General features: G+C 68.3%; 26 protein-coding genes and 1 tRNA gene. 9 read left to right on the top strand and 18 right to left on the bottom strand.

Annotation, left to right across the window (positions count from 1 at the left end; all coding sequences use genetic code 11):
• Positions 1–8 precede the first annotated feature (8 nt).
• Positions 9–458 carry a DUF2721 domain-containing protein gene (locus CA236_RS01060; protein WP_186314001.1) on the bottom strand — a complete coding sequence of 150 codons (450 nt, stop codon included), beginning with the start codon at positions 456–458 and terminating at the stop codon, positions 9–11.
• A gap of 80 nt (positions 459–538) precedes the next feature.
• Here CA236_RS01060 and CA236_RS01055 point away from each other — a divergent pair, with 80 nt between their 5' ends.
• A complete protein-coding gene (locus CA236_RS01055) occupies positions 539–1,618 on the top strand; it encodes a GNAT family N-acetyltransferase (protein ID WP_125944194.1) in 1,080 nt (359 codons plus the stop codon).
• Here the strand turns inward: CA236_RS01055 and CA236_RS18910 are convergent.
• Positions 1,593–2,300 (bottom strand): TetR/AcrR family transcriptional regulator, encoded by a 708-nt coding sequence (locus CA236_RS18910; RefSeq protein ID WP_206430480.1) that lies wholly within the window; start codon positions 2,298–2,300, stop codon positions 1,593–1,595. The genes CA236_RS01055 and CA236_RS18910 overlap by 26 nt on opposite strands.
• Before the next feature lie 132 nt (positions 2,301–2,432).
• Between CA236_RS18910 and CA236_RS01045 the strand changes: the two genes are divergently transcribed.
• Positions 2,433–3,500, top strand: a complete 1,068-nt coding sequence (locus CA236_RS01045) for a phosphotransferase family protein (protein WP_125944193.1) — start codon at positions 2,433–2,435, stop codon at positions 3,498–3,500.
• 4 nt (positions 3,501–3,504) lie between these two features.
• Here CA236_RS01045 and CA236_RS01040 read toward each other — a convergent pair whose 3' ends face one another.
• Positions 3,505–4,665 (bottom strand): serine hydrolase, encoded by a 1,161-nt coding sequence (locus CA236_RS01040; RefSeq protein WP_241212450.1) that lies wholly within the window; start codon positions 4,663–4,665, stop codon positions 3,505–3,507.
• A gap of 121 nt (positions 4,666–4,786) precedes the next feature.
• Here CA236_RS01040 and CA236_RS01035 point away from each other — a divergent pair, with 121 nt between their 5' ends.
• From CA236_RS01035 to nusG, 5 genes are all read left to right on the top strand, one after another.
• Positions 4,787–5,698, top strand: coding sequence for a glutathione S-transferase family protein (locus CA236_RS01035; RefSeq protein ID WP_206430479.1), 912 nt, complete (start codon positions 4,787–4,789; stop codon positions 5,696–5,698).
• A 127-nt stretch (positions 5,699–5,825) separates the two neighbouring features.
• Positions 5,826–8,141, top strand: coding sequence for a GGDEF and EAL domain-containing protein (locus CA236_RS01030; protein ID WP_241212448.1), 2,316 nt, complete (start codon positions 5,826–5,828; stop codon positions 8,139–8,141).
• A gap of 37 nt (positions 8,142–8,178) precedes the next feature.
• Positions 8,179–8,255, top strand: a tRNA-Trp gene (locus tag CA236_RS01025).
• A gap of 253 nt (positions 8,256–8,508) precedes the next feature.
• Positions 8,509–8,706 carry a preprotein translocase subunit SecE gene (gene secE, locus CA236_RS01020; protein ID WP_046407863.1) on the top strand — a complete coding sequence of 66 codons (198 nt, stop codon included), beginning with the start codon at positions 8,509–8,511 and terminating at the stop codon, positions 8,704–8,706.
• A 21-nt stretch (positions 8,707–8,727) separates the two neighbouring features.
• On the top strand, positions 8,728–9,264 hold the full coding sequence (gene nusG, locus CA236_RS01015) for a transcription termination/antitermination protein NusG (protein WP_046407860.1): 537 nt from the start codon (positions 8,728–8,730) through the stop codon (positions 9,262–9,264).
• Between the two features lie 88 nt (positions 9,265–9,352).
• On the opposite strand, the gene CA236_RS01010 is transcribed toward nusG, so the two are convergent.
• Positions 9,353–10,120, bottom strand: coding sequence for a CPBP family intramembrane glutamic endopeptidase (locus tag CA236_RS01010; protein ID WP_125944190.1), 768 nt, complete (start codon positions 10,118–10,120; stop codon positions 9,353–9,355).
• A gap of 41 nt (positions 10,121–10,161) precedes the next feature.
• Positions 10,162–11,133: a class II fructose-bisphosphatase gene (glpX, locus tag CA236_RS01005; protein WP_046407859.1), complete on the bottom strand. Its 972-nt coding sequence runs from the start codon at positions 11,131–11,133 to the stop codon at positions 10,162–10,164.
• A gap of 108 nt (positions 11,134–11,241) precedes the next feature.
• On the opposite strand from glpX, the gene CA236_RS01000 reads away from it, so the two are divergent.
• Together CA236_RS01000 and CA236_RS00995 are read left to right on the top strand one after the other, a co-directional pair.
• Positions 11,242–11,826, top strand: coding sequence for a hypothetical protein (locus CA236_RS01000; protein WP_125944189.1), 585 nt, complete (start codon positions 11,242–11,244; stop codon positions 11,824–11,826).
• A 75-nt stretch (positions 11,827–11,901) separates the two neighbouring features.
• The gene (locus CA236_RS00995; RefSeq protein ID WP_046407856.1) at positions 11,902–12,528 is read left to right on the top strand and encodes a TRIC cation channel family protein; all 627 of its coding nucleotides are present in this window, start codon (positions 11,902–11,904) and stop codon (positions 12,526–12,528) included.
• Positions 12,529–12,531: 3 nt separating this feature from the next.
• Here CA236_RS00995 and CA236_RS00990 read toward each other — a convergent pair whose 3' ends face one another.
• The 13 genes from CA236_RS00990 to CA236_RS00935 all read right to left on the bottom strand — a co-directional run bounded on the left by CA236_RS00990 (position 12,532) and on the right by CA236_RS00935 (position 24,264).
• Positions 12,532–13,110, bottom strand: coding sequence for a GNAT family N-acetyltransferase (locus tag CA236_RS00990; RefSeq protein WP_241212447.1), 579 nt, complete (start codon positions 13,108–13,110; stop codon positions 12,532–12,534).
• Positions 13,107–13,553 (bottom strand): hypothetical protein, encoded by a 447-nt coding sequence (locus CA236_RS00985; RefSeq protein ID WP_164518808.1) that lies wholly within the window; start codon positions 13,551–13,553, stop codon positions 13,107–13,109. The genes CA236_RS00990 and CA236_RS00985 overlap by 4 nt, the downstream gene beginning before the upstream one ends.
• The gene (sppA, locus tag CA236_RS00980) at positions 13,550–15,424 is read right to left on the bottom strand and encodes a signal peptide peptidase SppA (RefSeq protein ID WP_125944339.1); all 1,875 of its coding nucleotides are present in this window, start codon (positions 15,422–15,424) and stop codon (positions 13,550–13,552) included. Before sppA ends, CA236_RS00985 begins: the two co-directional genes overlap by 4 nt.
• Before the next feature lie 139 nt (positions 15,425–15,563).
• Positions 15,564–16,748, bottom strand: coding sequence for an NAD(P)/FAD-dependent oxidoreductase (locus CA236_RS00975; RefSeq protein ID WP_125944187.1), 1,185 nt, complete (start codon positions 16,746–16,748; stop codon positions 15,564–15,566).
• Between the two features lie 6 nt (positions 16,749–16,754).
• The gene (locus tag CA236_RS00970) at positions 16,755–16,934 is read right to left on the bottom strand and encodes a hypothetical protein (RefSeq protein WP_046407892.1); all 180 of its coding nucleotides are present in this window, start codon (positions 16,932–16,934) and stop codon (positions 16,755–16,757) included.
• A gap of 59 nt (positions 16,935–16,993) precedes the next feature.
• Positions 16,994–18,520 (bottom strand): peptide chain release factor 3, encoded by a 1,527-nt coding sequence (locus CA236_RS00965; RefSeq protein ID WP_046407851.1) that lies wholly within the window; start codon positions 18,518–18,520, stop codon positions 16,994–16,996.
• 120 nt (positions 18,521–18,640) lie between these two features.
• Positions 18,641–20,038, bottom strand: a complete 1,398-nt coding sequence (thrC, locus tag CA236_RS00960; protein WP_046407849.1) for a threonine synthase — start codon at positions 20,036–20,038, stop codon at positions 18,641–18,643.
• 99 nt (positions 20,039–20,137) lie between these two features.
• Positions 20,138–20,746: an SURF1 family cytochrome oxidase biogenesis protein gene (locus tag CA236_RS00955; RefSeq protein WP_125944186.1), complete on the bottom strand. Its 609-nt coding sequence runs from the start codon at positions 20,744–20,746 to the stop codon at positions 20,138–20,140.
• 142 nt (positions 20,747–20,888) lie between these two features.
• A complete protein-coding gene (locus tag CA236_RS00950) occupies positions 20,889–21,809 on the bottom strand; it encodes a cytochrome c oxidase subunit 3 (RefSeq protein ID WP_046407846.1) in 921 nt (306 codons plus the stop codon).
• Between the two features lie 40 nt (positions 21,810–21,849).
• Positions 21,850–22,395, bottom strand: coding sequence for a cytochrome c oxidase assembly protein (locus tag CA236_RS00945; protein ID WP_046407844.1), 546 nt, complete (start codon positions 22,393–22,395; stop codon positions 21,850–21,852).
• Positions 22,395–22,529 carry a hypothetical protein gene (locus tag CA236_RS19240; protein ID WP_269430559.1) on the bottom strand — a complete coding sequence of 45 codons (135 nt, stop codon included), beginning with the start codon at positions 22,527–22,529 and terminating at the stop codon, positions 22,395–22,397. Before CA236_RS19240 ends, CA236_RS00945 begins: the two co-directional genes overlap by 1 nt.
• Positions 22,526–23,425, bottom strand: coding sequence for a heme o synthase (locus CA236_RS00940; RefSeq protein ID WP_125944185.1), 900 nt, complete (start codon positions 23,423–23,425; stop codon positions 22,526–22,528). The genes CA236_RS19240 and CA236_RS00940 overlap by 4 nt, the downstream gene beginning before the upstream one ends.
• 113 nt (positions 23,426–23,538) lie before the next feature.
• Positions 23,539–24,264, bottom strand: a complete 726-nt coding sequence (locus CA236_RS00935; protein WP_082102720.1) for a nitroreductase family protein — start codon at positions 24,262–24,264, stop codon at positions 23,539–23,541.
• Positions 24,265–24,355: the final 91 nt, after the last annotated feature.

Below are 24,355 nucleotides of genomic sequence, written 5' to 3'. Positions count from 1 at the left end.
GTGGCTCCTCAGCGCAGCAATTCGTCAGGCACCCGGATCGCGCGGATGGACATGTGAACTTCGACCATGAACAGAACGAGGCTGGCGATCAGAAGGACCATCGCCAGGATGAAACAGACCGCCAGATACTGGCCGATATGAAGCCCCGCCAGCACCGCGACGAACAGCAACGCGACGACCAGGCAGGTCATCACCGCGGATGATACCGCCAGGAACAGCGCATGGTTGATGTTGTTCATCCGCCGCGCCAGCAGCCGCAATTCCATGACGTGCCGGTCATGCTCGGGCCCGGTGGTGCGCGGATGCAGCGCCTGCAGGCTGCGCGACCGATCCACCACCCGCGACAGTCGCCCCGCCAGCACGTTCAGCAAGGCGCCGATGCCGGCCAGCATGAACACCGGGCTTACCGACAATTGGATGGTCTGCGCGATGGTGAGGACTTCGGGCGAATAGGGCATCGTCATGGAGTCTGGCCTGTTCGGGGCGGCGCAACAAGCAGCAATGGCTTGGTAACCTGGATCAGGATAGGCAACGAAGCATGACCAGCCATGCCGCGCGTGCCCGAATCAACCGTGCGCCGGGGCCGTGGCATGTCCGTCTGGCGGAGGGCCTGCCCTCGGCAATCGATCACGTCGCCGCCGCCGCGCCTGCCAGCCATGGCTTTCTGCGCCGCGCCTGGTTCGCCGCCGCCATGCAGACCTATGGCGGCTCGGTACGCACCATGATCGTTGAGGCGGGCGACACGCCCGTCATCGGGCTGCCGCTGCGCACCGTCGGCCCGAGGCTGGCGCGCCTTGCTGCCGTGCCGGGCAGCTTCTGGCCGTTCCGCAGCTTTCCGGTGGCGGAGGACACCCCGCCCGCCGCTTTCGACACGCTGCTCTCAACACTAGCGCGCACCGTCCGCGTGCTGCGTATCGGCCCGGTCTATGATGGCGATCCTGCCGCAACGCCGCTGATCGATGCGGCGCGCGCCAGTGGCTGGCGCGTGATCGACCGCACCATCGCCACCAGCTTCCTGCTCGACATGGCGGCGGCACGGGACGATGGGGTCTGGCCACGCAATTCGACGCTGCGCAAGAACCGCTTCCACGAAAAGCATCTCGCCGAACATGGCACGCTCGGCTGGTCGTTCCTGACCGGTGCTGACTGGCCCGCCGCCTTCGACGATCTCGCCGCGATCGAATGGTCCAGCTGGATCGCCAGCCGCACCGATGGGCGCGACGCGAAGTTCACCCGCGCGGGCCACGGTGCCTTCTGGCGTGCCGCCGCCGCCGATCCGGTGCTGGCGGGCATGTTCCGCGCCGCGCTGCTGACGGTCAACGGCCGCCCCGCCGCCTTCTCCTTCGATATTGACGCCGGCAACCTGAAATATGCCGTCGCCAACAGCTATGACCCGACGTTCGGCAAACATTCGCCGGGCAAGCTGCTTTATTACCGCAACCTCGTCGACGCGCTCGACCGCGGCATCACCCGGGTCGATTGGGGCGCCGGCGACAGCGGCTACAAACGGACGATCGGCGCCGCGCCCGGCCCGGCGATCCGCGATTATCTGCTGGTCCGCCCGGGCGCGTCCGCCGCGCTCGCGCCGCTCCTCAGGCTGGCGTGGCGGAAACACTAGCGCCGGCGGGGCGCGATGCCTCCCCGGCTGGCGGTGGCCCCATCAATATTGCCTCCACCGCATCGATCATCCCGTCCAGCGCCACCGGCTCGCCCCAATAGGGATGATCCGGCCCCGCCCCCGCATCACGCGCCGCCTCGCGCCCCGCCAGCAAGGTGCGCAGCGACAGGCCGGCGAACAGCAGCCGCTGATTGACCAGCGCGTGCGGCAGATGCGCCAGCAGCCGGTGGAAATGCGCCAGGCAGCGGACATAGCCTTCGGAATGTTCGCCGCCCGCCCATTCGTCGAACATCTGCCGCCGCTCGGTCTGCATGCTGGTCATGAAACGGAAATAGGTCTCGCCTTCCCCCGTCTCGCCTTGCAGCTCGGCATTGGGCACGACCAGCGCACGCACCACGTCGCGCAAGGACATCTCGCCCTTCGCCTCCGCCTCGTCCAGCATGGTCATGCGCGATGCGTCGATCAGGTCCGCGCCCTCGACCACCAGCTCGCGCAGCAGGTCGTCCTTGCTGCCGAAATAATAATGCACCGCCGCCGCGTTGCGCTGCCCTGCGGCTTCCACGATCTCGCGCATGCCCACCGCCGCGATGCCGCGTTCGGCGAACAGGCGGCGCGCGGCGCGCTTCAGCTCGTTGCGGGTGGAGCCGCCACGGCCGGCGGAGGGGGGACGCACCATGTTCATGCGGCAGGACCATCGGCCATGCGCGCCCGCGGTTCAAGTCACATGGCTTAGATTGACGCATCCCGGCCCCGCCGCCATGCTAAGGCGACCGACTTAGAAGCGGCGACCTGTCAACGGCGGAGCGGGAGAGAGATGGCGGCATTGGCGCATGATCGTGAGGCATGGGCGGAACTCATCGATCTCGACGTGCTCGCGCGCTGGATGGATCGCCAGGGGCTCGGCGACGGGCCGATCACCGGGGCGCAGACGCTGGGTGGCGGCACGCAGAACATCCTGCTGCGCTTCGACCGGGCCGGCCGCACCTATGTCCTGCGCCGCCCGCCGCGCCGCCCGCGCCCCGAAAGCGACGAGGTGATGCGCCGCGAGATGAAGGTGCTCGCCGCGCTCGCCGGATCGGACGTGCCGCACCCCGGCTTCATCGCCGGCGAGGGCGATCCGGCCGTGCTGGGCACCGCTTTCTACCTGATGGAGCCGATCGACGGCTTCAACGCCACCGTCGGCCTGCCCCCGCTCCATGCCGAAAGCGCCGATGTGCGCCGCCGGATGGGCGAGGCGATCGTCGACGGCGCCGTTGCGCTTTCGCGGGTCGACCCGCATGAGGCGGGGCTGGACGATCTGGGCAAGCTCGACGGCTGGCTCGAACGCCAGGTGCCGCGCTGGCGCGCGCAATTGGATGGCTATGCCAAGTTCGACGGCTGGACCGGGCTCGACGCGCTCCCCGATGTCGATGCGATCTGCGCCTGGCTGGAGTCGAACCGCCCGACGACGATGCGCCCCGGGCTGATCCACGGCGACTATCACCTCTCCAACGTCATGTACCGGCCGGATTCACCCGCGCTCGCCGCGATCGTCGACTGGGAACTCGCCAGTCGCGGCGATCCGTTGCTCGACCTCGGCTGGCTGACCGCCACCTGGCGCGACCCCGATGAGGCCAATCCGCGGCTGTCGGTCACGCCGTGGGACGGCTTCCCCACGCTGGCCGAGATCGCCGACCGCTATCTCGCCGCCACCGGCCGCACCGCGGCGGAGGCGCGCTGGTACACCGTCCTCGCCCCGTTCAAGCTCGGTGCGATCCTGGAGGGAAGCCACGCCCGCGCCTGCGCCGGCCTGACGCCAAAACCGATCGGCGACGCGCTCCACGCGCACACCATCTCGCTGTTCGACCGCGCGTTGCGCCGCATCGACAAGCCTTTGCTCTAGGCCCTCACTCGCCCCGCGCCAGCCGCTCCTCGGTCAGCGTCAGCGCCGATCGCGCGCCCGGCTCAGGCGTCACATTGGTCGCGAAATAGGCGATTCCGGTGACGGCCGCGCGATCGACCCACAGGCCCGACCGCAGGCCATAGGCCTCGCCCGCATGGCCGATCCGTGGCCGCTTGTCGCCCACCGGATCATCACGGCAGGCCGGCAGCGGCGTCGCGGTAAAGCTGACCGCCAGGCCATAGCGGCAGTTGAAGCCGCCCGCGCGCACCCCGCTCTCCGCCTCCTCATTCTGCACGCCATTACTACCGTCGAACGTCCATTCGGGCGTCGTCAGCACCCGCATCGACGCCGGCGACAACAATCGCACGCCATCCACCGACCCGTCGCTCAGCAGCAGTCGCCCGATCTTGGCCAGCCCGCGCATCGAGATGCGAAGCCCACCCTGCGGCGAGAACAGCGCGCCATTGCGCCCCGCCTGCCAGGTCGTGAGGTCGCAGCTGCCATCCTTTGCGGGCGTGACCGGACAGCCGGCGATGAACGCCTGTTCGTCGCGCACCGGTTTTCCCTCGTCATACAGCACCACCGCGCGCGCCTTCGCCTCCGCACTGCACGCGGCCCAGTTGAAACAGGCGTCGAGCTTCAGCGGCGCGAGCACCAGCCTCTCCATCAGCCGATCGAACCGCTCACCCGTCGCCCGCTCCATGACGCTCGCCACCACGGGAAAATTGAGGTTGGTGTAGCGAAAGAACCGCCCTGGCGGGTTGGCGTCATCCCACGCCTTCGGCTCCGCCACCGCCGCCTGGATGCCTTCGTCCAGCGCGATCAGATAGCCGGCATGGTCGGTCAGGCCCGAACGGTGCGACAGCAGCAGGCGCAAGGTGATCAGCACGTCCGGGTAATTCGGATGGCGCAGCCGCCAGCCAAGCCGCTCCGACACATCGGCATCAAGGTCGAGCACCCCTTGCTCCACCAGCCGCATCACCCCGATCGCCACCACCAGCTTGGAGATGGAGGCGATGCGCACCGGATCATCCGCCGTCACCGCCCGGCCGCTTGCGGCGTCTGCCAACCCGCGGCTGTCGACCGTCGTCACGCCGTCGCGGTCGAACGCCACCCGGACGCTCGCCATCGGCGCACTCGCAGCGGCCAGCATCATCAGCAGCATCACCATTCCCCCTCACCCCCTCGATCGCTCGCCGGAAAGAAAACGATCGACTTAGTTGTGCACAACGGTAATCCTCCCGCTCATGCTGCCGCCCACGAGCAGCAACCGGAAGAGGACCGCCATGACCATCCTGCTGCACCAGTATGACAGCTCGCCCTTTTCCGAAAAGGTCCGCGTGTGCCTCGGCATCAAACAACTCGCCTGGGCCGCGGTCGACCAGCCGGTGATCATGCCCAAGCCCGATCTGCTGGCGCTCACCGGCGCCTATCGCCGGATCCCGGTGATGCAGATCGGCGCCGACATCTATTGCGACAGCGTGCTGATCGTGCGCGAGCTGGAACGCCGCTTCCCGAGCCCCTCGCTCTTTCCCACCGGCAGCACCGGGCTCGATCAGGCGCTGGCGCAATGGACCGACCGGTCGTTCTTCCAGGCGGCGGTCGGCGTCATCTTCGGCGGGCTGGGTGACAAGGTCGATCCCGCTTTCCGCGCCGATCGCGAGAAATTGAGCGGCGCGCCCTTCAACCCGGAGGCGATGGCCGCCGCCGTCCCCTATATGGCCGCGCAGCTGCGCAGCCACGCCGCGCTGGTGAGCGATCAACTTGCCGACGGCCGCGCCTTCCTCACCGGCGACCGCCCCGGCCTCGCCGATGCCAACGCCTTCTACAATCTGTGGTTCGTGCGTTCCTTCCACGCGCCGGCGGCAGACGCCTTCCTCGATCTGCCGGGCCTCTCCGCCTGGTATGACCGGGTGGTGGCGATCGGCCACGGTGATCGCGGCGCGGCCACGCGGGAGGATGCGATCGCGGCCGCGCGCGACGCCACGCCCGCCCCCGCCAGCGTCGATCCCGCCGATCAGGCGCTCGCCGGCCGCACCGTCACCGTCGCCGCCACCGATTACGGCCGCGATCCGGTCACGGGTCGAATCGTCGGATCATCGCCGCACCATTGGTCGATCGCGCGTGAGGACGATCGCGCGGGATCGGTGGTCGTCCACCTGCCCCGGCTCGGCTTCGCGCTAACACCGGCCCACTGATTGTTGCGCCATTTCCCTGATACACAGCGGAAAGGATGCGCGCATCACGGCGATGGAAACGATAAATAAACCCTGATCGTGTCATCCGGGTGTCGTGAAACTGCCGTTCAGCCCTGGTCCGGTCCCCGTGCCTTTATGGCAGCTGCTGGGTATCCGGAATGGTGACGACCCGGAATTGTGGGGGCGGTTGCGCGCGACTCAGCTGTTTGTCGGCCGCCGACTCGCGCTGTTCCTGCTCGCCGCCAACCTGTCGGGCGCGGTTGCCGTCTCGATTCTGTTCAACGGGCGCGTACCGCATTGGTGGCTCGCGACCTGGTTCGTCGGGCTGGTCGCGGTATCGACCCTCATCACGCTTCGCCGCCTCAACACACGGCATCTGGCGGAGGGGCAGGCCTCGCTGCAGGAGATGCGGGACACCGCGCTCGAAGGGCTCGCGCTCGCCGCGATCTGGAGCTTCCCGCCGCTCGTCTTCGCCGCCACCGCGCCGGCGGCGACCTTCGACCTGTGGATGATCCTGTCGGTGCTGATGACCGCGGCTGCCTTCGCCATGGCACCGCTGGTTCTTGCCGCGCTCAGCTTCATCGGCGGCGTCGCGGCCTCTGCGATCCTCCTGCTACTGCTCCAGCAAGCGATCATCCCGGCGCTCGCGACCTTGATCTTCGCCGCGCTGCTGGTCGCCGCCTGCATCACGCGCGCCCGGTTCCATGTCATGCTGCGCGCGATCGAGCTGAACCTCTCCGACAGCAATGAAACCGTCAGCCTGCTGCTCGGCGAGTTCGAGGATTCGCGCGCCGACTGGCTGTGGGAAACCGATGCGCAGCGGCGGCTCTGCCGCGTCAGCACTCGGGTTGCCAGTGCGCTCGGCTACACCCCCGATCAGCTGGAGGGCATGTCGCTGCTCCAGGCGCTCGCTGGCCCCAGCTGGGACACCGGCGATTTCAGCCCCGGGCTCCGCCTGCTCGCCGACAAGCTGAAACGGCGCGAGCCGTTCCGCGACCTCGTGCTGCCGGTGATCGTCGGCGGCAAGCAGCATTGGTGGGAAATCACCGCCAGCCCGCGCCACGACGAAAGCGGCCGTTTCGTCGGCTTCCGCGGCGTCGGCTCCGACGTCACCGAACAACGCACGTCGGCCGACAAGATCAACCGGCTGGCCCGCTTCGACGCGCTCACCGGCCTTCCCAACCGGCTCTACGTCAACGAGGCGCTGGCCCGCGCGCTGGCGGAGGCGGAACGCTGGGGCAGCCGCGCCGCGTTCATGATGATCGACCTTGATCGCTTCAAGGCGGTCAACGACACGCTCGGCCATCCGATCGGCGATCGCCTGCTGGGCCGCGTTGCCGAGCGGCTCGGCCAGCTCATCACCGAAAACGAGCTGATCGGCCGGCTCGGCGGCGACGAGTTCGCCGTCGTCGTCAACGATGCGACCGATCCGGCGCGGGTCGAGTCGCTCGCCCGCACAATCATCGACACGCTGTCGCAACCCTACGAGGTCGATCAGCACACGCTCTACATCGGCGCCTCGGTCGGCGTCGCCACCTCGCCGCGTGACGGCCGCGCCGCGGAAACGCTGATCCGCTCGGCCGATCTTGCGCTCTATCGCTCGAAGGACGCCGGCGGCGGCGTCTTCCACGCCTATGAGCCGCAGCTTCATGTCGATGCGGAGGAGCGGCGGGTGCTCGAAATGGCGCTGCGCAAGGCGCTCGACCGCGGCGAGCTGCAGCTCGACTATCAGCCCGTCGTCGATGCGACGAGCGAGCGCCTGTCCGGCTTCGAGGCGCTGCTGCGCTGGCACAATCCCGAATTCGGCACGATCTCACCGGCGAAATTCATCCCGCTGGCGGAGGAGACCCGGCTGATCGGGCCGATCGGCGAATGGGTCGTGCGCACCGCCTGCGAGGAGGCGACCCGCTGGCCCGACGACGTGCGCGTCGCGATCAACGTCTCGCCCGAACAGCTGCACAATCCCAATTTCGTCGCGGTCGTCGCTCGCACGCTCGCCAGCACGAAGCTCGCGCCGCACCGGCTGGAGCTTGAGGTCACCGAAAGCGTGTTCATGCGCGAGGGGACTGGCGCGGTGAAGGTGCTGGACCGCATCCTCGAACTGGGCGTCCGGCTCAGCCTCGACGATTTCGGCACTGGCTATTCTTCGCTCGGCTATCTGTCGCGCACGCGCTTTTCCTCGATCAAGATCGACCGCAGCTTCGTGACCGCCGCGGCCAAGGGCGTGCCGGAGGCGCTGGCGATCATCCGCGCGGTCGTCGCGCTCGCCGGCAGCCTCGGCATGGCGACGACGGCGGAGGGGGTGGAAACCTCCGACGAACTGACGCTCGTTCGCGCGCTCGGCGTCTCCAAGATCCAGGGCTTCTACTTCGGCCGCCCGCTGCCGGTGAGCGAGGCACGCGCCCTGGCCGGCCGGACGGGCCCCGCGTTTCGTGCCGCTTGAACCTTTGCGCCAGGGCCGCTAAGGGCCGTGTCGCTGCAGGGGTGTAGCTCAGCTGGTTAGAGCGTCGGTCTCCAAAACCGAAGGCCCTCGGTTCGAATCCGAGCTCCCCTGCCAAGCATCCGGTGCGGCCAGGCCGCACGATCCGGCGGACATATCCGGCGCCACGATCTCCCGCGCGCCCTGCCGCCCCTCACGACCCGTCCCTTTTGCGCGGCATGCGGTGCGCCCTTGCTCTTGACGGCGCGCATCGCTATTTCGCTGGACGCATCCGACAGCGCGGACGGCTTTTACCACCGTTTCCCCCCGGGGACGCGGTAGAAGGCACATGCCCCGCTCGCGGTATCGAACGATTAAAAGGCTAACGCACGTGGCGAAGACGTCCCCGATCGAGTTCATCAACCAGGTTCGTGCCGAGACCAGGAAGGTCGTGTGGCCGAGCCGGCGCGAAACGATCATGACCGGCGTCATGGTGATGATCATGACGACCATCCTGGCGCTCTTCTTCCTTGGCGTCGACACGGTCTTCAACGCGATCGTCAACGCCCTGCTCAGCCTGGCCAAGTAAGAAAAAGGACGCGCCCGCAACATGCCACGCTGGTACATTATCCACGCTTATTCGGGCTTCGAGGGCAAGGTTCGCGACGCGATCATGGCCGAGGCCAGCCGCATGGGCCTCGAACAGCTGGTCGAGCGGATCGAAGTGCCCACCGAGACGGTGCAGGAAGCGCGTCGCGGCAAGAAGGTCCAGGTCGAGCGCAAGTTCATGCCGGGCTATGTGCTCGCCAAGCTCGAGATGACTGACCAGGTCTATCACCTCGTCAAGAACACGCCCAAGGTCACCGGCTTCCTCGGTTCGTCCGGCAAGCCGCAGGCGGTGAGCGAGGCGGAAGCCGCGCGCATGCTCAACAGCAAGGAAGAGGCCGCCGCCGCGCCGAAGACCAAGATCAAGGTCGATTTCGAGATCGGCGATTCGGTCAAGGTGCTCGACGGCCCGTTCGCGAGCTTCAACGGCACCGTCGAGGAACTCGATTTCGACAAGGCGAAGGTCAAGGTGTCGGTGTCGATCTTCGGCCGCGCCACCCCGGTCGAACTCGACTTCGAACAGGTCGAACGCAGCAAGTAATCGCACGGCTTCGCTCTCCTTCCCGCCATCCGGCCGGGAGGGAGAGCGCCGTCACGCAGCGGCGATCATTGCCCTGCCGCCACCGCCGTCATCGGCCGCGGCCAAAGCGCCGCTCCAGCCACGGCCTGACGATCAGCGCATTCACGTCGACCACAGCATGCAGCAGCATCGCGGCCCATAACAAGCCGGTCGACAGATACAGCCACCCCAGCCCGGCGCCGACCAGGCTCACCGCGATCATCCCGCCGCGCCCCTGGTAGCGATGCGCCAGCGTGAACAGCGCCCAGCCCAGCACGCAGCCGATCGCCGCGCTCCCCGTCACGATCGCCGCCAGCAGCGGCACCGTCAGCCGGAAGAACATTTCCTCCGCCACCCCTGCGGTCACCGCCAGCACGAACGCGGCGCCGGTCTCCTGACGCGTGCGCGCGATCGCGGGTGAGCGGTACGTCGGCCCGATCACGCGCCATTTGCGCCATAGCGATACCGCCAGCAGCCCCGCCCCCAGCAGGAAGCCGCCGCCGATCGCCAGCGCCGTCTCGCGCAGCGCCACGCCATCAAGGGGAAGGATACCAAAGGCGCCGTGCAGCTCGGGCGGCAACACCGCCACCGCCTCGACCCGCCCGATCAGCGCCAGCGCCACCAGCGAGGTCGCGCCATACATGCCCGCGATCCCCGCCGCCCAGCCAAGCGAGGCGCGCGGCCGCGAGGGGGAAGCGCCGCGCACCGCGTCGGCGATCCGCGCGGCGATGCTTCGCCGGCTGCGCAGCGCATGGGCGATCAGCGCGATCGCTCCGATCAGCAGCGCCAGGGCCGGCAGCACCCCTACCGACGTCCCCGCCGACGTCCCCGCCAGCATCAGCGCGGCCGGTTCACCGCGGCCCGGTCACGCCCGCCGCATCAGCGGTTCAGGCGGTGCTCGCCGCGCACCCAGCGCACCGTGCCCGACGAGGCGCGCATGACGACGCTCTCGGTGGTCATGATCTTGCCCTTGCGCTTCACGCCCTCCAGCAGCGACCCGTCGGTCACGCCGGTCGCGGCAAAGATGCAGTCGCCCTTCGCCAGCTCGGTCAGGTCATATTGCTTGTCGAGGTCGGTGATGCCCCATTTGCGCGCCCGGGCCCGCTCGTCCTCGTTGCGGAACAAGAGCCGGCCCTTGAACTGGCCACCGACGCAGCGCAGCGCCGCGCAGGCCAGCACGCCTTCCGGCGCGCCCCCCGACCCCATGTACATGTCGATCGTCGTGTCGGGATCGGTCGTCGCGATCACGCCCGCGACGTCGCCGTCGCCGATCAGCACCACGCCGCACCCGATCGAACGCAGCTCGGCAATCATCTTCTCGTGGCGCGGGCGATCCAGCACGCACACGATGATCTCGTTGGGCTCAACGCCCTTCGCCGCGGCCACTGCCTTGACGTTCTCGGTCGGCGACTTGTCGAGGTCGATCACGCCCTCGGGCAGCCCCGGGCCGACCGCCAGCTTTTCCATGTACACGTCGGGCGCGTTCAGCAGGCAGCCTTCCTCGCCGATCGCCAGCACGGCCAGGCTGTTGGGGCCAGCCTTGGCGCAGATGGTGGTGCCTTCCAGCGGATCGAGCGCGATGTCGATCTTCGGCCCGGTGCCCTGCGCCGCGCCGACCTTTTCGCCAATGTACAGCATCGGCGCCTCGTCGCGCTCGCCCTCGCCGATCACGACGGTGCCGTCGATGTCGAGCGTGTTGAGCGCCTCGCGCATCTTCTCGACCGCGGCTGCGTCGGCAGCCTTTTCGTCGCCGCGCCCGATCAGGGTGGAGGCGCCGATCGCCGCCGCTTCCGTCACGCGAACCATTTCAAGCACCAGAACGCGATCAAGCACCTTGCTGGGTGTCGGCATTCAATCCCCCAAAGAAAAATCGTTGTTTCGCCGATGCGATAGGCATCAACCGCGACCGTGTCGAGACGCCGCTTGCCCGCCCGCCGTCGCCGAGCGACAAGTGGCCGCATGGCGAAGCTGAAGGTCTATCGCACCCCCGCTGGCTTTCACGACGCCTATGTCGCGGCGACCAGCCAGAAGGCGGCGCTCGCGGCATGGGGCAGCGATGCCAATCTCTTCGCGCGCGGCATCGCGGAGGAAGTGACCGACCCCGCGCTGATGGCCGCCCCGCTCGATCACCCGGGTGAGGTGATCCGGGTCGCCCGCACGATGGACGACGCCGACGAGCCCCCACCCCGCCGATCGACGCGCGCCCCGTCGAAAGCGGGCGCGCCGGAAACCCCCGCCGCAAGGGCCAAGGGCCGGCCGCAGCCCAAGGCAGCACCCAAGCCCAAGCCCAAGCCCAAGCCTAAGCCAAAACCGAAACCCAAGCCAAAGCGCACCAGACTCGACCAGGCCGAAGCCGCCCTCGCCGCGGCCGAGGCGCGTCACAAGGCAGAACGCGAGGCGCTGCGCCGCGAGGAACAGGCGCTCGCCGCCAAACGCCGCGCGCTCGACAAGGCGCAGGCCGCCGAGCGCACCCGGCTCGATCGCCGCCGCATCGACGCGCGGGAGGCGTATGAGGCCGCGCTCGACCAATGGCGCGAGCCATGATGACCAATGATGCCGGGCCGCCCGCGATGTCGCCCCTCACCCGCACCCCCGCCCTCTGCTAGCACCCGCGCGATCATGGAAAGCGACACGATCCTTCCCGCCTTTGCCGCCTGGTTCGACCTGGCGGGGCTCGCCGTATTCGCCGCCTCGGGTGCGCTGGCCGCGGCGCGACGCGCGCAGACGCTGGTGACGTTGCTCTTCTTTGCCCTCATCACCGGGGTTGGCGGGGGCACGATGCGCGATCTCCTGATCGGCGCGCCGGTGTTCTGGATCGTCGACAGCCGCGCCTCCACCGTCTGCCTTGGCGTCGGCCTGCTGATCTGGGTCACGCCCGAACGCTGGTGGCGCGGCCAGGCGCTCGACTGGTTCGATGCGGTGGGGCTGGCGGCCTATGCCGTCTACGGCGCGGCCAAGGCGATCGGCTATGGCGTGCCGCCGGTTCCGGCCTTTGTGATGGGAGTGGTCACCGGCTGCGTCGGCGGCATCATCCGCGACGTGCTGGCCAACGAACCCTCGATCCTGATGCGGCCGGAACTCTATGTGACGGCTGCCGCGCTCGCCGCCGCGCTCTACGTCGGCCTCACCTATGTCGCGCTCCCCGGTTGGGCAGCGGCGATGATCGCCGCCTCTGCCGGCTTCGCGCTGCGCGCCGCGGCGATCCACTGGCAGATCCACCTTCCCGCCTATCGCGGCCGGCGCTGATCCTCAGTTGCCGCCCCCCGGCAACCGCACCCCGACCTCGGTGAACGGCAATATGTCGGCGGCAGGCGCATCGCGCTCGCCCAGCGCGCATTGCCACAGGCCGACGTCGATCCAGCGGCCATATTTGTGGCCCACCGCCTCCAGCACGCCGACGGGGCGAAATCCGACCGCCTCGTGCAACCGCACCGACCGTTCGTTGGGCAGCGTGATGACCCCCATCGCCTGGGTGAAATGCTGCGCGCGCAGCGTCTCCAGCAGCGCCTGGTACAGCCGCCGACCGATGCCGCGCCCGCGCGCCTCGGGTGACAGGTAGATCGACGTTTCCACCACATGGCGATAGGCCGCGCGCTCGCGGAACCGGCCGGCATAGGCATAGCCAGCGACCGTCTCGCCCGCCGGCCCGGCCACCGTCGCCACCAGCCAGGGATACAGCCCGTCCGTGCCCGTCATGCGCAGCGCCATCTGCGCTTCGTCAGGCGCCTCGGTCTCGAACGACACGACGTCACTGGTGACGAAGGGGGCGTAGATGGCGGCGACCGCAGCGGCGTCTCCCGGCCGCGCCGCGCGGATCGCCAGCGTCACCGCTGGACCGCGACCGTCAGCGCGCTGATCCGCCCACCCTCCAGGATGCCGCGCAGCCGCGCGCGTCGCGGTGCGGCACCGGCGACGCCTTGCGTGCCATAGATGCTGAGCTCGCCGGTGCCGTCGCTGCGGCAGCGGACGTCCAGCGATTGCGCATCGGCCAGTCGCGCCGCCATCCGCCGCACCTCCGCCAGCACGCCGGCATCGACCAGCTTGCCGCCCGCCGTCAGCCGGTCAAGCATCACCGGATTGCCCGTCGCCGGCGCGGCGGTCAGCTGCAACTCATAGGTCACGGTACCGCAGGTGAACCGTCCCGACAGGCTGCGCGGCGAGGCCGCCTGCACCGTCACTGCCGCGGCCGGCTCCGGCGCGCCGCCGGCGGGCGCCGCCGCCTGCACCAGCAACAGCGCCGCACCCATCATGGTTACAGGGCCAACGATCACAGACCCAGCCGCGCCAGCAGCAGGTCCATCAGCCGTGCGTCGCTCGCCGTCGCCTGCTGCGGCCCCAGCCCGCCGCACTCCAGGCAGCGCGCCTGCACGCCGCCGCCCGCGGCCAGCCGCCGCAGGTCGCCCGCCGCCTGCGCCATCGCCTGGCGCTGGACCCAGCCGATGCGCGCAAAGGCGTCGGCCGGCGCGGCGCCGCTGTCCTCCTCGCGGCTGCCGATCTGCTGCACGATCTGGCTCGCCCAGGTCGGCTTCTTCTCCAGGTAATTGGGCTTGGCCGTGTCGGGGTCCAGCTTCGCGCGGCGCGCCGCTTCCTTGATCGCGTCGTTCAGCGAACCGAAGCGATCCACCAGCCCGATCTGCCGCGCCGTGCCGCCATCCCACACGCGGCCTTGCGCGATTTCGTCGACCCGCGCGACGGGCAGCTTGCGCGATTGCGACACCAGCCGCACGAACTCGCGATAGCCATGCTCGATGGTCGATTGCAGCACCATGTCGGTCTGCTCGTTCAACCCACCCAGAAGGTCCGGCTGCCCGGCCAGCGGCGTCAGCTTCACGCCATCGGTGGTGATGCCGATCTTGGCCAGCGTTTGCTCGAATGTCGGGACGAGGCCGAAAATGCCGATCGATCCGGTGATCGTCTGCGGCTCGGCAAAGATCACGTCGGCCGGGGTCGATACCCAATATCCGCCCGACGCAGCCAGCCCGCCCATCGACACGACGATCGGCAGCCCCTGCCGCTTGGCCTGCAGCACCGCGGCGCGGATCTGCTCGGACGCCATCACCGACCCGCCCGGCGAATCGACCCGGACGACCAGCGCCTTCAGCTTGTTCTGCGCCAGCCCGTCGAGGATGTACTTGGAAATCGTCTCGCCGCCGGCGGTGCCCGGCGCGGCCTTGCCGTCGACGATCTCGCCCGCCACCGTCACGACGCCGATCTCGCCGCCATTGGGCGCCGGATTGGCGCTGACATAGGCGGCATATTTGATCTGGTTGAACCAGCCGGCGGGCTTGCCGCTCTCGGTACCCGCCAGCTCGGCGACGCGGCGGCCGAACGCCAGGCGATCACCGATCTTGTCGACCATGCCGGTCGCCAGCGCCACCTTGCTGATGTCGCCCTGTGCCGCCCGGGCGAGCTCGGCCGGCTGCTCCAGCCAGCGGGCGATCTGCGCCTTTGGCCGGGCGCGGGCGACGCCGTCCTTCCACTGGTCCAGCAGCGATCCGTACAGCGCCTCCGACGCCGCGCGCGATTCCGCGCTCTCGTCGGTACGGGTATAGGGCTCGACCGCCGACTTGAACTTGCCGACGCGGAACACGTGGACGTCGACGCCCACCTTGTCGATCAGCCCCTTGTAGTACAGCCGGCTGCCGCCCGGACCGGACAGCGCGATCCCGCCCAGCGGCGCTGTCCAGATCTCGCTCGCCGCCGCCGCCAGGCGATAGCCGCCATCGGTATAGGCAGTGGCAAATGCCAGCACCGGCTTCCCCGCCTGCCGCGCGCGCAGCAGCGCATCGGCAACCTCGGCCAGCGTCGCGGGATAGCCGCCACCGAACCGGTCGAGGTCAAGGACGATCGCCTTGACCCGCGCGTCGTCTTTCGCCGCGTCGATCGCGCGCACCACGTCGCGCAGCCGATATTGCTGCCCGATCTGCTGCCCAGACACCAATGCCAGCGGGTCCACTTCCTGGGGCTGCTCGACGATCGGGCCGTTCAGCGCCAGCACCAGCGCGCCGTCCTTGATCGACGGCGCGCTCGGCCGCGAATTCAGCGCCGCGAACAGCAGCGCAAAGAACAGCAGCATCGCGACGAGCACCAGCGCGTCCTTGATGCCGACCAGCAATTTCCACGCGCCGCGAACCAGCTTCATCATGTTTTCCCGGGATAATCGTCGATCGGTCTAGCCGATGGTGTATGGCATCAGCAATACGCGCCCGCACTTAGCGGGCGCGCGCCACGTCCCGGCCCGGAACGTCCCGGATCACGGCATCAGGATCACAGCATCAGGGTCAAAGCGCCTGCGCCGCCGCCCAGCCGCTCGCCCAGGCCCATTGGAAATTATACCCGCCCAGCCATCCGGTGACGTCCACCGCCTCACCGATCACATACAGCCCCGGCACCTTGCGCGATTCCAGCGTCTGTGACGAAAGGTCCGCGGTCGATACCCCGCCCACCGTCACCTCCGCCTTGGCGAACCCCTCGCTGCCATTGGGCTCGAAACGCCATGCCGCCAGCGCCTGCTCCGCCGCCGCCAGCTTCGCGTCGGACAAATTGGCCAGTTCCCCGCGCAGCCCCAGCATCTCCGCCAACGCATCCGCCAGCCGCTGCGGCAACGCCCCGGCGAGCAGCTTGCCGACGCCGGCGCGCGGCGTCGCCCGCTTCGCCTCGCGCAGCCAGCCCTCCCCGCGATCGGGGACGAGGTCGACGATGATCGGGTCGCCATGCCGCCAATAGGATGACACCTGAAGGATCGCCGGCCCCGACAGCCCACGGTGCGTGAACAGCATCGCCTCACGGAACGCGGTCTTGCCCGCGCGCGCCACGACCGGGGTCGCGACACCCGCCAGCGCGCGAAACGGATCGTCCCCGCCCAACGTCAGCGGCACCAGCGCCGGGCGTGGCTCCACTACCTTCATCCCGAACTGCCGCGCCAGGTCATAGGCAAAGCCGGTCGCGCCCATCTTCGGGATCGACGGCCCCCCGGTCGCCACCACCAGCGCGCGTGCCGTGACCGGAACGTCCCGTCCCCCGCCGATCGCCACGCGAAACCCGTCAGCCCCATGCTCGACCCCGCCGACCGGCCGGCCAAGCGCGAAATCGACCCCGCCCCTGGCGCATTCCTCCAGCAGCATCGCCACGATCTGCCGCGCGGAACCGTCGCAGAACAATTGCCCCAGCGTCTTTTCGTGCCAGGCGATGCCATATCGCTCGACCAGCGCCAGGAAGTCGGCCGGCGTGTAGCGTGCCAGCGCCGATCGCGCGAAATGCGGGTTGGCCGACAGGAAACGGTCGGGCGCGGTACCGATGTTGGTGAAATTGCACCGCCCGCCGCCGGAAATCAGGATCTTCTTCCCGGCCTTTTCGGCATGGTCGATCACCAGCACGCGCCGCCCGCGCTGCCCGGCGACCGCGGCACACATCAGCCCCGCCGCGCCGGCCCCCAGCACGATGGCGTCATAATCCTGCGCGGTCACGTCCGGTCAGTGCAGCTTGGCGATCGACAATCCGTCGCGCTTCGCCTGCTCCTTCACCGATTCCTCGCTACGGGTCAGCGCCTTGGCGATCGCCTTCAGCGCCATGCCCTTCTTGGCCAGCGTGTGCAGCTTCTGGATTTCGTCCGGCTTCCACGGCTGGCGATGTCGTTCAAAGCGTTCGGCCATGGCCATATCCTACTCTATCCAGCGTCCACCGTCATCCCGCGCGGGATGAGCGGCGCCTGTCACCGCTCGCGAGTCGCCGCGAAGGTGACCTTGGAATAACGATCGGCGATATATCCGACTTCCCACGCGCTCTTCGCCAGGAACACCGGATTGCCGTCGCGATCCTTGGCCAGCGCGCCGCGGTTCAGATCGGTGAATTCCTTCAGCGCGGCGGGATCGTCCGAGGATATCCAGCGCGCGGTGTCGAACGGCGAGGGCTCCAGATTGGCGGCGACCTTATATTCCGCCTCCAGCCGCGACAGCAGCACTTCCAGCTGAAGCTGCCCGACCACGCCGATGATCCAGTTCGATCCGATCTCGGGATAGAACACCTGGATCACGCCCTCTTCGCTGAGGTCATCTAGCGCCTTGCGCAACTGCTTGGTCTTGGTCGGATCCTTCAGCGCCACGCGGCGCAGGATTTCCGGCGCGAAGTTCGGCAGGCCGGTGATCCGCACCCCCGGCTTCTCGCTCAGCGTGTCGCCGACGCGCAACGTGCCGTGGTTCGGAATACCGATGATGTCGCCCGGAAACGCCTCGTCGGCGATCTCGCGATCCTGGGCGAAGAACAGGATCGGCGAATGGACCGCGATCGGCTTGCCATGCCCGGTCGGGGTCAGCTTCATGCCGCGCTTGAACGTGCCCGAGCACAGCCGCATGAACGCGATCCGGTCGCGGTGCTGCGGGTCCATATTGGCCTGCACCTTGAAGACGAAGCCGGTGACGTCCTTCTCGTCGGGCTGCACCGGCGCGGGCTCCGCCGGCTGCGGGCGCGGCGGCGGCGCGTATTCGGCCAGCGCGGCGATCAGCTCGGCGGGGCCGAAATCCTTCAGCGCCGACCCGAAATAGACCGGCGTCAGGTCGCCGGCGCGATACGCCTCGGGGTCGAACGCGGCATAGCCCGCCTGCGCCAGCTCGATCTCCTCGGCGATCTCGGGCGGCAGTTCGGGCGCATCCTCGACCCGCCCCTGGAACGTGCGGCTGTCGCCATCCGGGCGGCTGATGCGGTTGGTCTTCAGGTCAAGCACGCCCTGGAACGTGCCGCCCATGCCGACCGGCCAGCTCATCGGGCACACGTCCAGCGCCAGCATGTCGGCAATCTCGTCGAGCAGCTCGAACACCGGCCGCCCCTCGCGATCGACCTTGTTGACGAAGGTGATGATCGGCACATTGCGCAGGCGGCACACCTCGAACAGCTTGCGCGTCTGCGCCTCGATGCCGCGCGCCGCGTCGATCACCATCACCGCCGAATCGACCGCGGTCAGCGTGCGATACGTGTCCTCGCTGAAATCCTCGTGGCCCGGCGTATCGAGCAGGTTGAAGAACACGCCGTCCTTCTCGAACGTCATGACGGAGGACGTGACGGAGATGCCGCGCTGCTGCTCGATCTTCATCCAGTCCGATCGCGCGCGCCGGTTCTGCCCCCGCGCCTTCACTTCGCCCGCCAGGTGGATCGCGCCGCCGACATACAGAAGCTTTTCGGTCAGCGTCGTCTTGCCGGCGTCAGGGTGCGAGATGATCGCGAAGGTACGGCGGGGGGATGGCATCAATGAATCCTGCGAACGTAAGGGCGCGCTTCGACTTTGCGGTTCGGGCAGACCCCGCGTGGCACGCAGCCGATCGGAGCGTGGCTGGCACGCCCCTTCAACATGCGAACGGCAGAAGGGTCAGGAACGCGGAGTCGCGCGCTCGGCTATATAGGCACTCACCGCGTCAAAGGTAGCATCCAGCGTCACGAACGCCTCCTCGCGCTCGAACAGGTCGCCGACCCGCGCCGGCAATGCGGGGCTGAGGCCCGTCGCCCGCTCCACCGCCTCGGGGAATTTGGCCGGGTGCGCGGTCGCCAGCGTCACCGTCGGGCAATCGAACGCGGCGCTGCGCGCGGCCGACAGCGCGATCGCGGTATGCGGGTCGATCAGCTCGCCGGCATGTTCATGCGCCCAGCGCATGGCCAGCGCCATGCCGTCGGCATCGACGCTCGCGCTCGCCAGATGCGCCGCCGCGCCGCCATGCTGCGCATTGGTCAGCCGCATCGCCCTGGACGCCTCGAACCCCTGCATCTGCGCCGCCAGCGCCGCACCGTCGCGATCGCCCAGGTCGAACAGCAACCGCTCGAAATTGGACGACACCTGGATATCCATCGACGGCGTGGCGGTCGGCACCACCGTGGCGGAGGAATAATCCCCGGCGGACAGCGCGCGGTGAAGGATGTCGTTGACGTTGGTGGCGACGATCAGCCGCTCGATCGGCAGGCCCATGCGCGCCGCGACATAGCCGGCAAAGACATCGCCGAAATTGCCCGTCGGCACGCTGAACGCGATCGGCCGCCCCGGCGCGCCCAGGCGAACGGCGGCGTAGAAATAATAGACCACCTGCGCCATCAGCCGCGCCCAGTTGATCGAATTGACCGCGCTCAGCCGGAATCGCCCGGAAAAGGCGGGGTCGTTGAACATCGCCTTCACCAGCGCCTGCGCCGTGTCGAAATCGCCGCGGATCGCGATATTGTGGACGTTGGGCGCGCGCACCGTCGTCATCTGCCGGCGCTGAACGTCGCTCACGCGGCCGGCGGGGTGGAGCATGAAGATGTCGATCTTCTCGCGCCCGGCAACGGCATCGATCGCCGCCGACCCGGTATCGCCGCTGGTCGCGCCGACGATGGTCAGCGGCGCGCCATCGTCATCCTTCAGGAACCGCTCGAACAACAGACCCAGCAGCTGCAGCGCCACGTCCTTGAACGCCAGCGTCGGGCCGTGAAACAGCTCCAGCACCCATTGGTCGTGGTCCAGCTGGCGCAGCGGCGTGACCGCGGCGTGCGAAAAGCGGCCATAGGCCTGCTCACACAGCGCGCGCAGCTCGTCCCGGCTCAGCGAGTCGCCGATGAACGGCGCCATCACCGCCACCGCGGTATCGACATAGGACAGGCCGGCCAGCCCCGCGATCTCGTCGGCGCTCAGCGTCGGCCAGTGATCGGGCACGTACAGCCCGCCGTCCGACGCGAGCCCCGCCAGCGTCGCGCCGCGAAAGTCGAGCGTAGGGGCTGCCCCGCGAGTGCTGATGTACCGCATGGACGTGCGCGTTAGCCCGGCGACCGCCCCCTCGCAACCGCGCCCTCCTTGCCGGCCGCCTAGCTCAGCTACGCGCTGTCGGTCAGCGGCGTGGCCGGGTCAGGCGCGGCTCGCCAGCCGCCGGCGCAGCGCGACGAGGTAGATCAACGCGGCGACCGCTGCGAAGAAGAACCATTGCCCGGCATAGGCCAGGTGATTATTGGGGACGAGGCCGATGTCCGGCCGGCTGTTGGCGGTCAGCCCCGCGGCGGGCTCGGCCGCCACCAGCAGCATTTCCTTGGGCGCTGCGCGGAACAGCGTGGCGATCAGCGGCGTCTGGTCGGGCGCATGGCTGATCCAGCCGCGCACCATGCCCCCGCCCCATTCGACCATCTTCGTCGGGTCGCGAGTCGTGCCCAGCTGCACCTTGATCGGCACGCCCCCGCCCGGCGTCAGGCAAGTGGCGATCAGGCGATAGCCCGCATTGCCCGCGCCTGCGCGGGTGATCCCGGTCACCTGCGCGCATTCGGCGACGCTGGCGCGGAACAGCAGCGAATCGTCCGGGCTGCGCGGAAACGGCACCGCCGGCCGCGACGGGTTGGCGGCGAGCTGCGCCAGCTGCGCCTCCTTCTGCGGCAGGCGCACGCGCAACTGCCACAGGCCAAGGCCGATCATCGTGGCAACCGCCAGCGCGACGATGATGGTGGGAAGGATTGGCAGCCGCCTCATGCCGCCCGCCCTGCCCTGCCGCCGCCCCCGCTGGCAAGGTCACATCGCATGGCGGGGCTGGTGGCATCCCCAAACGCGAACGGGCGCGGCTCCGGTGGAGCCACGCCCGCTTGCTTGTCGATCCAGTGGATCGGGTCGTCGGTCAGCCGTGGACCGGTGCGCCCCAGCCGCCCCAGATGTAGATCGAGACGAACAGGAACAGCCACACCACGTCGACGAAGTGCCAGTACCAGGCGGCCGCTTCGAACCCGAAATGCGCCTTGGGCGTGAAGTCGCCCTTATAGGCGCGCATCAGGCAGACGATCAGGAAGATCGTGCCGACGATGACGTGGAAACCGTGGAAACCGGTCGCCATGAAGAACGCCGCGCCATAGTTCAGTCCCTTGAACGGGAACGGCGCGTGCATGTACTCATAAGCCTGGATCATGCTGAAGATCAGGCCGAGGACGACTGTGACCCACAGGCCCTTCAGCACGCCGTCGCGGTTGCCGACGCCGATCATGCCCCACAGGCCGGTCTTCTCGCCGCCACGCTGGTTGTGGATCAGCGCATGGTGCGCCCAGGTGATGGTGGTGCCCGACAAAAGCAGGATCAGCGTGTTGAGCAGCGGCAGTTCGAAGGCGTTGATCACCTCCATGCCCTTGGGCGGCCACTGCGCGGCCAGCGCCGCACCCTCGGTCACGCGCTCCACCGCGCCGTCGACGAAGACGATCGCATCGGGGAACAGCGCGAAATCGAAATAGGCCCAGAACCAGCCGACGAAGAACATCACCTCGGAGGCGATGAACAGGATCATGCCATAGCGGAAATGCAGCTGCACGACCGGCGTGTGATCGCCCGCGCGGCCTTCGCGGATGACGTTGCGCCACCAGCAGAACATCGAGAACAGCACGGCCGCCAGGCCGGCGAAGAACAGCCAGCCGCCGCCGTTCGGCTTGTCGACATGGCCTCCGTGCATCCACATGATGCCGCCAGCCGCCATCGCCAGCGCCGAGAAGGAGCTGATGATCGGCCAGGGATCGGGTGGGAGAATGTGGTAATCGTGGTTCTTGGCGCCGGCCATCGGGCTCTTCCCCTGTTGGTACCCTGTGTTTTGCGTTCGCTTAGCTGGACGGCTTGCCCGAATCTACCGGGTAAAACGTATAGCTGAGCGTGATGGTCTCGATATCCCGCGTGTCGGGATCCTCAAGGATTTTCGGATCGACGAAATAGATGACGGGCATCCGCATCGTCTCGCCGGGCTTCAACGTCTGTTCGGTGAAGCAGAAACATTCGATCTTGGTGAAATATTGCCCCGCCTGCCCCGGCGTCACGTTGAACGTGGCGGTGCCGGTGGTCGGCACGGCGGCGCGGTTGGTGGCGGTGAAGAACGCCATGTTGCGCGCGCCGATCACCACCCGCTGGTTGGGCTGTTCGGGCGTGAAGCGCCACGGCAGCTTGCCGTTGGTGTTGGCGTCGAAGTCGATCTTCATCTCGCCAGCGACGGCGCCCGGCGCCTCCAGCCCGCGCTGCGTGGTGCCGTTGAACCCGGTCACCTGGCAGAACAGGCGGTACAGCGGCACGCTGGCGAAGGCGAGACCGGTCATGAACAGGAGGCCAAGCACGGCAAAGGCAGCGGTCCGCCCCTTGCCCGAAATACGTGCCAACATCAGTGCGCGAGACCCTCTCTGATCTTCACGATGGAAATGGCGAACACCAGCACCACGAACGCGCCCAGCAACACCGCCATCACGACCGCACGGCTTTTCTGCCGGCGCCGGATCAGATCCCGATCATCAATCATGCAATCCACCGATCGGCGACAAGCGCGCCAAACACCACAAACAGGTACAATACGGAAAATTTGAACAGCGCCTTTTCGGGCAGCATCTTGTCGTCCGCGGCCGTGGTGCGCCGCGCGACGCGCCATGCCAGCACGCCGAACCACGCCGTCATCACGCTCGACACCACGCCATAGATCGCGCCGGTCAGCCCCAGCGGCCACGGCGCGACCGCCACGATCGCCATCGGGATGGTGTAGAGGCCGATCTGGTGCCGCGTCACCTTCTCGCCCGCCACCACGGGCAGCATCGGCACGCCGGCATTGGCGTAGTCGGTCTTCACGAACAGCGCCAGCGCCCAGAAATGCGGCGGCGTCCACAGGAACACGAACATGAACAACAGCAGCGGCAGCAGCGCGACATCGCCCGTCGCCGCGGCCCAGCCGATCAGCGGCGGAAACGCGCCCGCCGCCCCGCCGATGACGATGTTCTGCGGCGTCCGACGCTTCAGCCAGACGGTATAGATCAGGACATAGAACAGGATGGAGATGGTCAGGATCGCCGCCGCCGCGACGTTCAGCGCCAGCCCCATCAGGATGACCGAAAACGCGCCCAGCCCGACCCCGAAATGCAACGCCGACTGGCGATCCATCCGCCCGGCGGGCAGCGGCCGGCCCATCGTGCGCTTCATCACCGCATCGATGTCCGCCTCATACCATTGGTTGAGCGCCCCCGCCGCGCCCGCGCCCAGCGCGATGCACAGGATCGCGGTGAAGCCGAGCACCGGGTGGATCGTCACTGGCGCCGCCAGCATGCCGCACAGCCCGGTGAACACCACCAGGGTCAGCACGCGCGGCTTGGTCAGCGCGAGGAAGTCCCGCCAGTCGGCAGGCGGCAAAAGGGGGCTTGCTGGAGTCATGGAACTGGGGGCGGGCATAGTCTCTTGTCGCGCCTGGGGAAAGTGCGGATGCGCGCAAGCGCCGGCGATCACGTCTGGCGGATCAGCCGTGCGGCGCGCGATCCTGTCGGCGATCAGCCGTGCAGCACATGGTCCTTGTCGCGCACGGTGCGCGCGCTGTTCGCCGGATGCGCCGGATCCTCATAGCCAAAGGCGATGCCGAACAGGAGCTTGTGGTCATCGCCGACCCCCAGTTCGCGGTGCACGATCTCGGCATGGTGGCTCAGCGCCCCTTGCGCGCACGATGCCAGGCCATTGGCGGTCAGCGCCAGCATGAACGACTGCGCATACATGCCGCAATCGGCCGCCTCGCGCATCCCCGCCCAGGCCGGGATGAACAGGAACATGGCGTGCGGCGCGTCGAAGAAGCGGAAATTGCGCAGGAACGATTCGGTCCGCGCCGCGACATCCTCGCGCGCCACATTGGTCGCCGCGAACAGCGATTTGGCCGCATCGATCTGCCGCCCGCGATAATGGCCCGGATAGGCGCCGGTCAGCGGAAAATCAGGCGTCATCTTGGTGCCGCTCTTGGCCGCATCGTGCAGCACGGTGCGCATCCGCTCCGCCGACGCCCCCGACACGACATGCGCGGTCCACGGCTGGACGTTGCAGTTGGACGGCGCCAGCTGCGCCATCTCCATCACCCGCTCCAGCAGTTCGGCGGGCACCGGATCGGGCTTGAACCCGCGCACCGAACGCCGCTCGCGCAGCAGCCGCTCCAGCGTCGCACTGTCGCCGGACGGGGCATTTGCCTGCGCGCCCGCCTGCTCGTTTCTTGCCGCCGCTGCTGTCGTCGCCATCACCCACTCCTAAGTCACTCGTTCGAATCTCCTTGCCTCACCGCCGCCGCGAAGTCACCATCGCCGGCAAAAGACGTAAAAATGGAGAGGC

It is taken from the genome of Sphingomonas sp. ABOLG, assembly GCF_003950435.1.
Lineage (GTDB): Bacteria > Pseudomonadota > Alphaproteobacteria > Sphingomonadales > Sphingomonadaceae > Sphingomonas > Sphingomonas panaciterrae.
The sequence above is the reverse complement of the archived record's forward strand: the minus strand, read 5'-3'. Positions and strand labels throughout refer to the sequence as shown.

What these genes read in the sequence shown, in the direction of transcription:
- CA236_RS00950 (WP_046407846.1), bottom strand. Translation starts at nt 21,809, where the DNA reads ATGGCCGGCGCCAAGAACCACGATTACCACATTCTCCCACCCGATCCC.
- CA236_RS00955 (WP_125944186.1), bottom strand. Translation starts at nt 20,746, where the DNA reads ATGAGGCGGCTGCCAATCCTTCCCACCATCATCGTCGCGCTGGCGGTT.
- CA236_RS19240 (WP_269430559.1), bottom strand. Translation starts at nt 22,529, where the DNA reads ATGATTGATGATCGGGATCTGATCCGGCGCCGGCAGAAAAGCCGTGCG.
- CA236_RS01035 (WP_206430479.1), top strand. Translation starts at nt 4,787, where the DNA reads ATGACCATCCTGCTGCACCAGTATGACAGCTCGCCCTTTTCCGAAAAG.
- CA236_RS00995 (WP_046407856.1), top strand. Translation starts at nt 11,902, where the DNA reads ATGGAAAGCGACACGATCCTTCCCGCCTTTGCCGCCTGGTTCGACCTG.
- nusG (WP_046407860.1), top strand. Translation starts at nt 8,728, where the DNA reads ATGCCACGCTGGTACATTATCCACGCTTATTCGGGCTTCGAGGGCAAG.
- CA236_RS00940 (WP_125944185.1), bottom strand. Translation starts at nt 23,425, where the DNA reads ATGACTCCAGCAAGCCCCCTTTTGCCGCCTGCCGACTGGCGGGACTTC.
- CA236_RS01060 (WP_186314001.1), bottom strand. Translation starts at nt 458, where the DNA reads ATGCCCTATTCGCCCGAAGTCCTCACCATCGCGCAGACCATCCAATTG.
- CA236_RS01000 (WP_125944189.1), top strand. Translation starts at nt 11,242, where the DNA reads ATGGCGAAGCTGAAGGTCTATCGCACCCCCGCTGGCTTTCACGACGCC.
- CA236_RS00945 (WP_046407844.1), bottom strand. Translation starts at nt 22,395, where the DNA reads ATGTTGGCACGTATTTCGGGCAAGGGGCGGACCGCTGCCTTTGCCGTG.
- CA236_RS01045 (WP_125944193.1), top strand. Translation starts at nt 2,433, where the DNA reads ATGGCGGCATTGGCGCATGATCGTGAGGCATGGGCGGAACTCATCGAT.
- CA236_RS00965 (WP_046407851.1), bottom strand. Translation starts at nt 18,520, where the DNA reads ATGCCATCCCCCCGCCGTACCTTCGCGATCATCTCGCACCCTGACGCC.
- CA236_RS00935 (WP_082102720.1), bottom strand. Translation starts at nt 24,264, where the DNA reads ATGGCGACGACAGCAGCGGCGGCAAGAAACGAGCAGGCGGGCGCGCAG.
- CA236_RS01040 (WP_241212450.1), bottom strand. Translation starts at nt 4,665, where the DNA reads ATGCTGCTGATGATGCTGGCCGCTGCGAGTGCGCCGATGGCGAGCGTC.
- CA236_RS18910 (WP_206430480.1), bottom strand. Translation starts at nt 2,300, where the DNA reads ATGAACATGGTGCGTCCCCCCTCCGCCGGCCGTGGCGGCTCCACCCGC.
- CA236_RS01010 (WP_125944190.1), bottom strand. Translation starts at nt 10,120, where the DNA reads ATGCTGGCGGGGACGTCGGCGGGGACGTCGGTAGGGGTGCTGCCGGCC.
- sppA (WP_125944339.1), bottom strand. Translation starts at nt 15,424, where the DNA reads ATGAAGCTGGTTCGCGGCGCGTGGAAATTGCTGGTCGGCATCAAGGAC.
- glpX (WP_046407859.1), bottom strand. Translation starts at nt 11,133, where the DNA reads ATGCCGACACCCAGCAAGGTGCTTGATCGCGTTCTGGTGCTTGAAATG.
- CA236_RS00970 (WP_046407892.1), bottom strand. Translation starts at nt 16,934, where the DNA reads ATGGCCGAACGCTTTGAACGACATCGCCAGCCGTGGAAGCCGGACGAA.
- CA236_RS01055 (WP_125944194.1), top strand. Translation starts at nt 539, where the DNA reads ATGACCAGCCATGCCGCGCGTGCCCGAATCAACCGTGCGCCGGGGCCG.
- thrC (WP_046407849.1), bottom strand. Translation starts at nt 20,038, where the DNA reads ATGCGGTACATCAGCACTCGCGGGGCAGCCCCTACGCTCGACTTTCGC.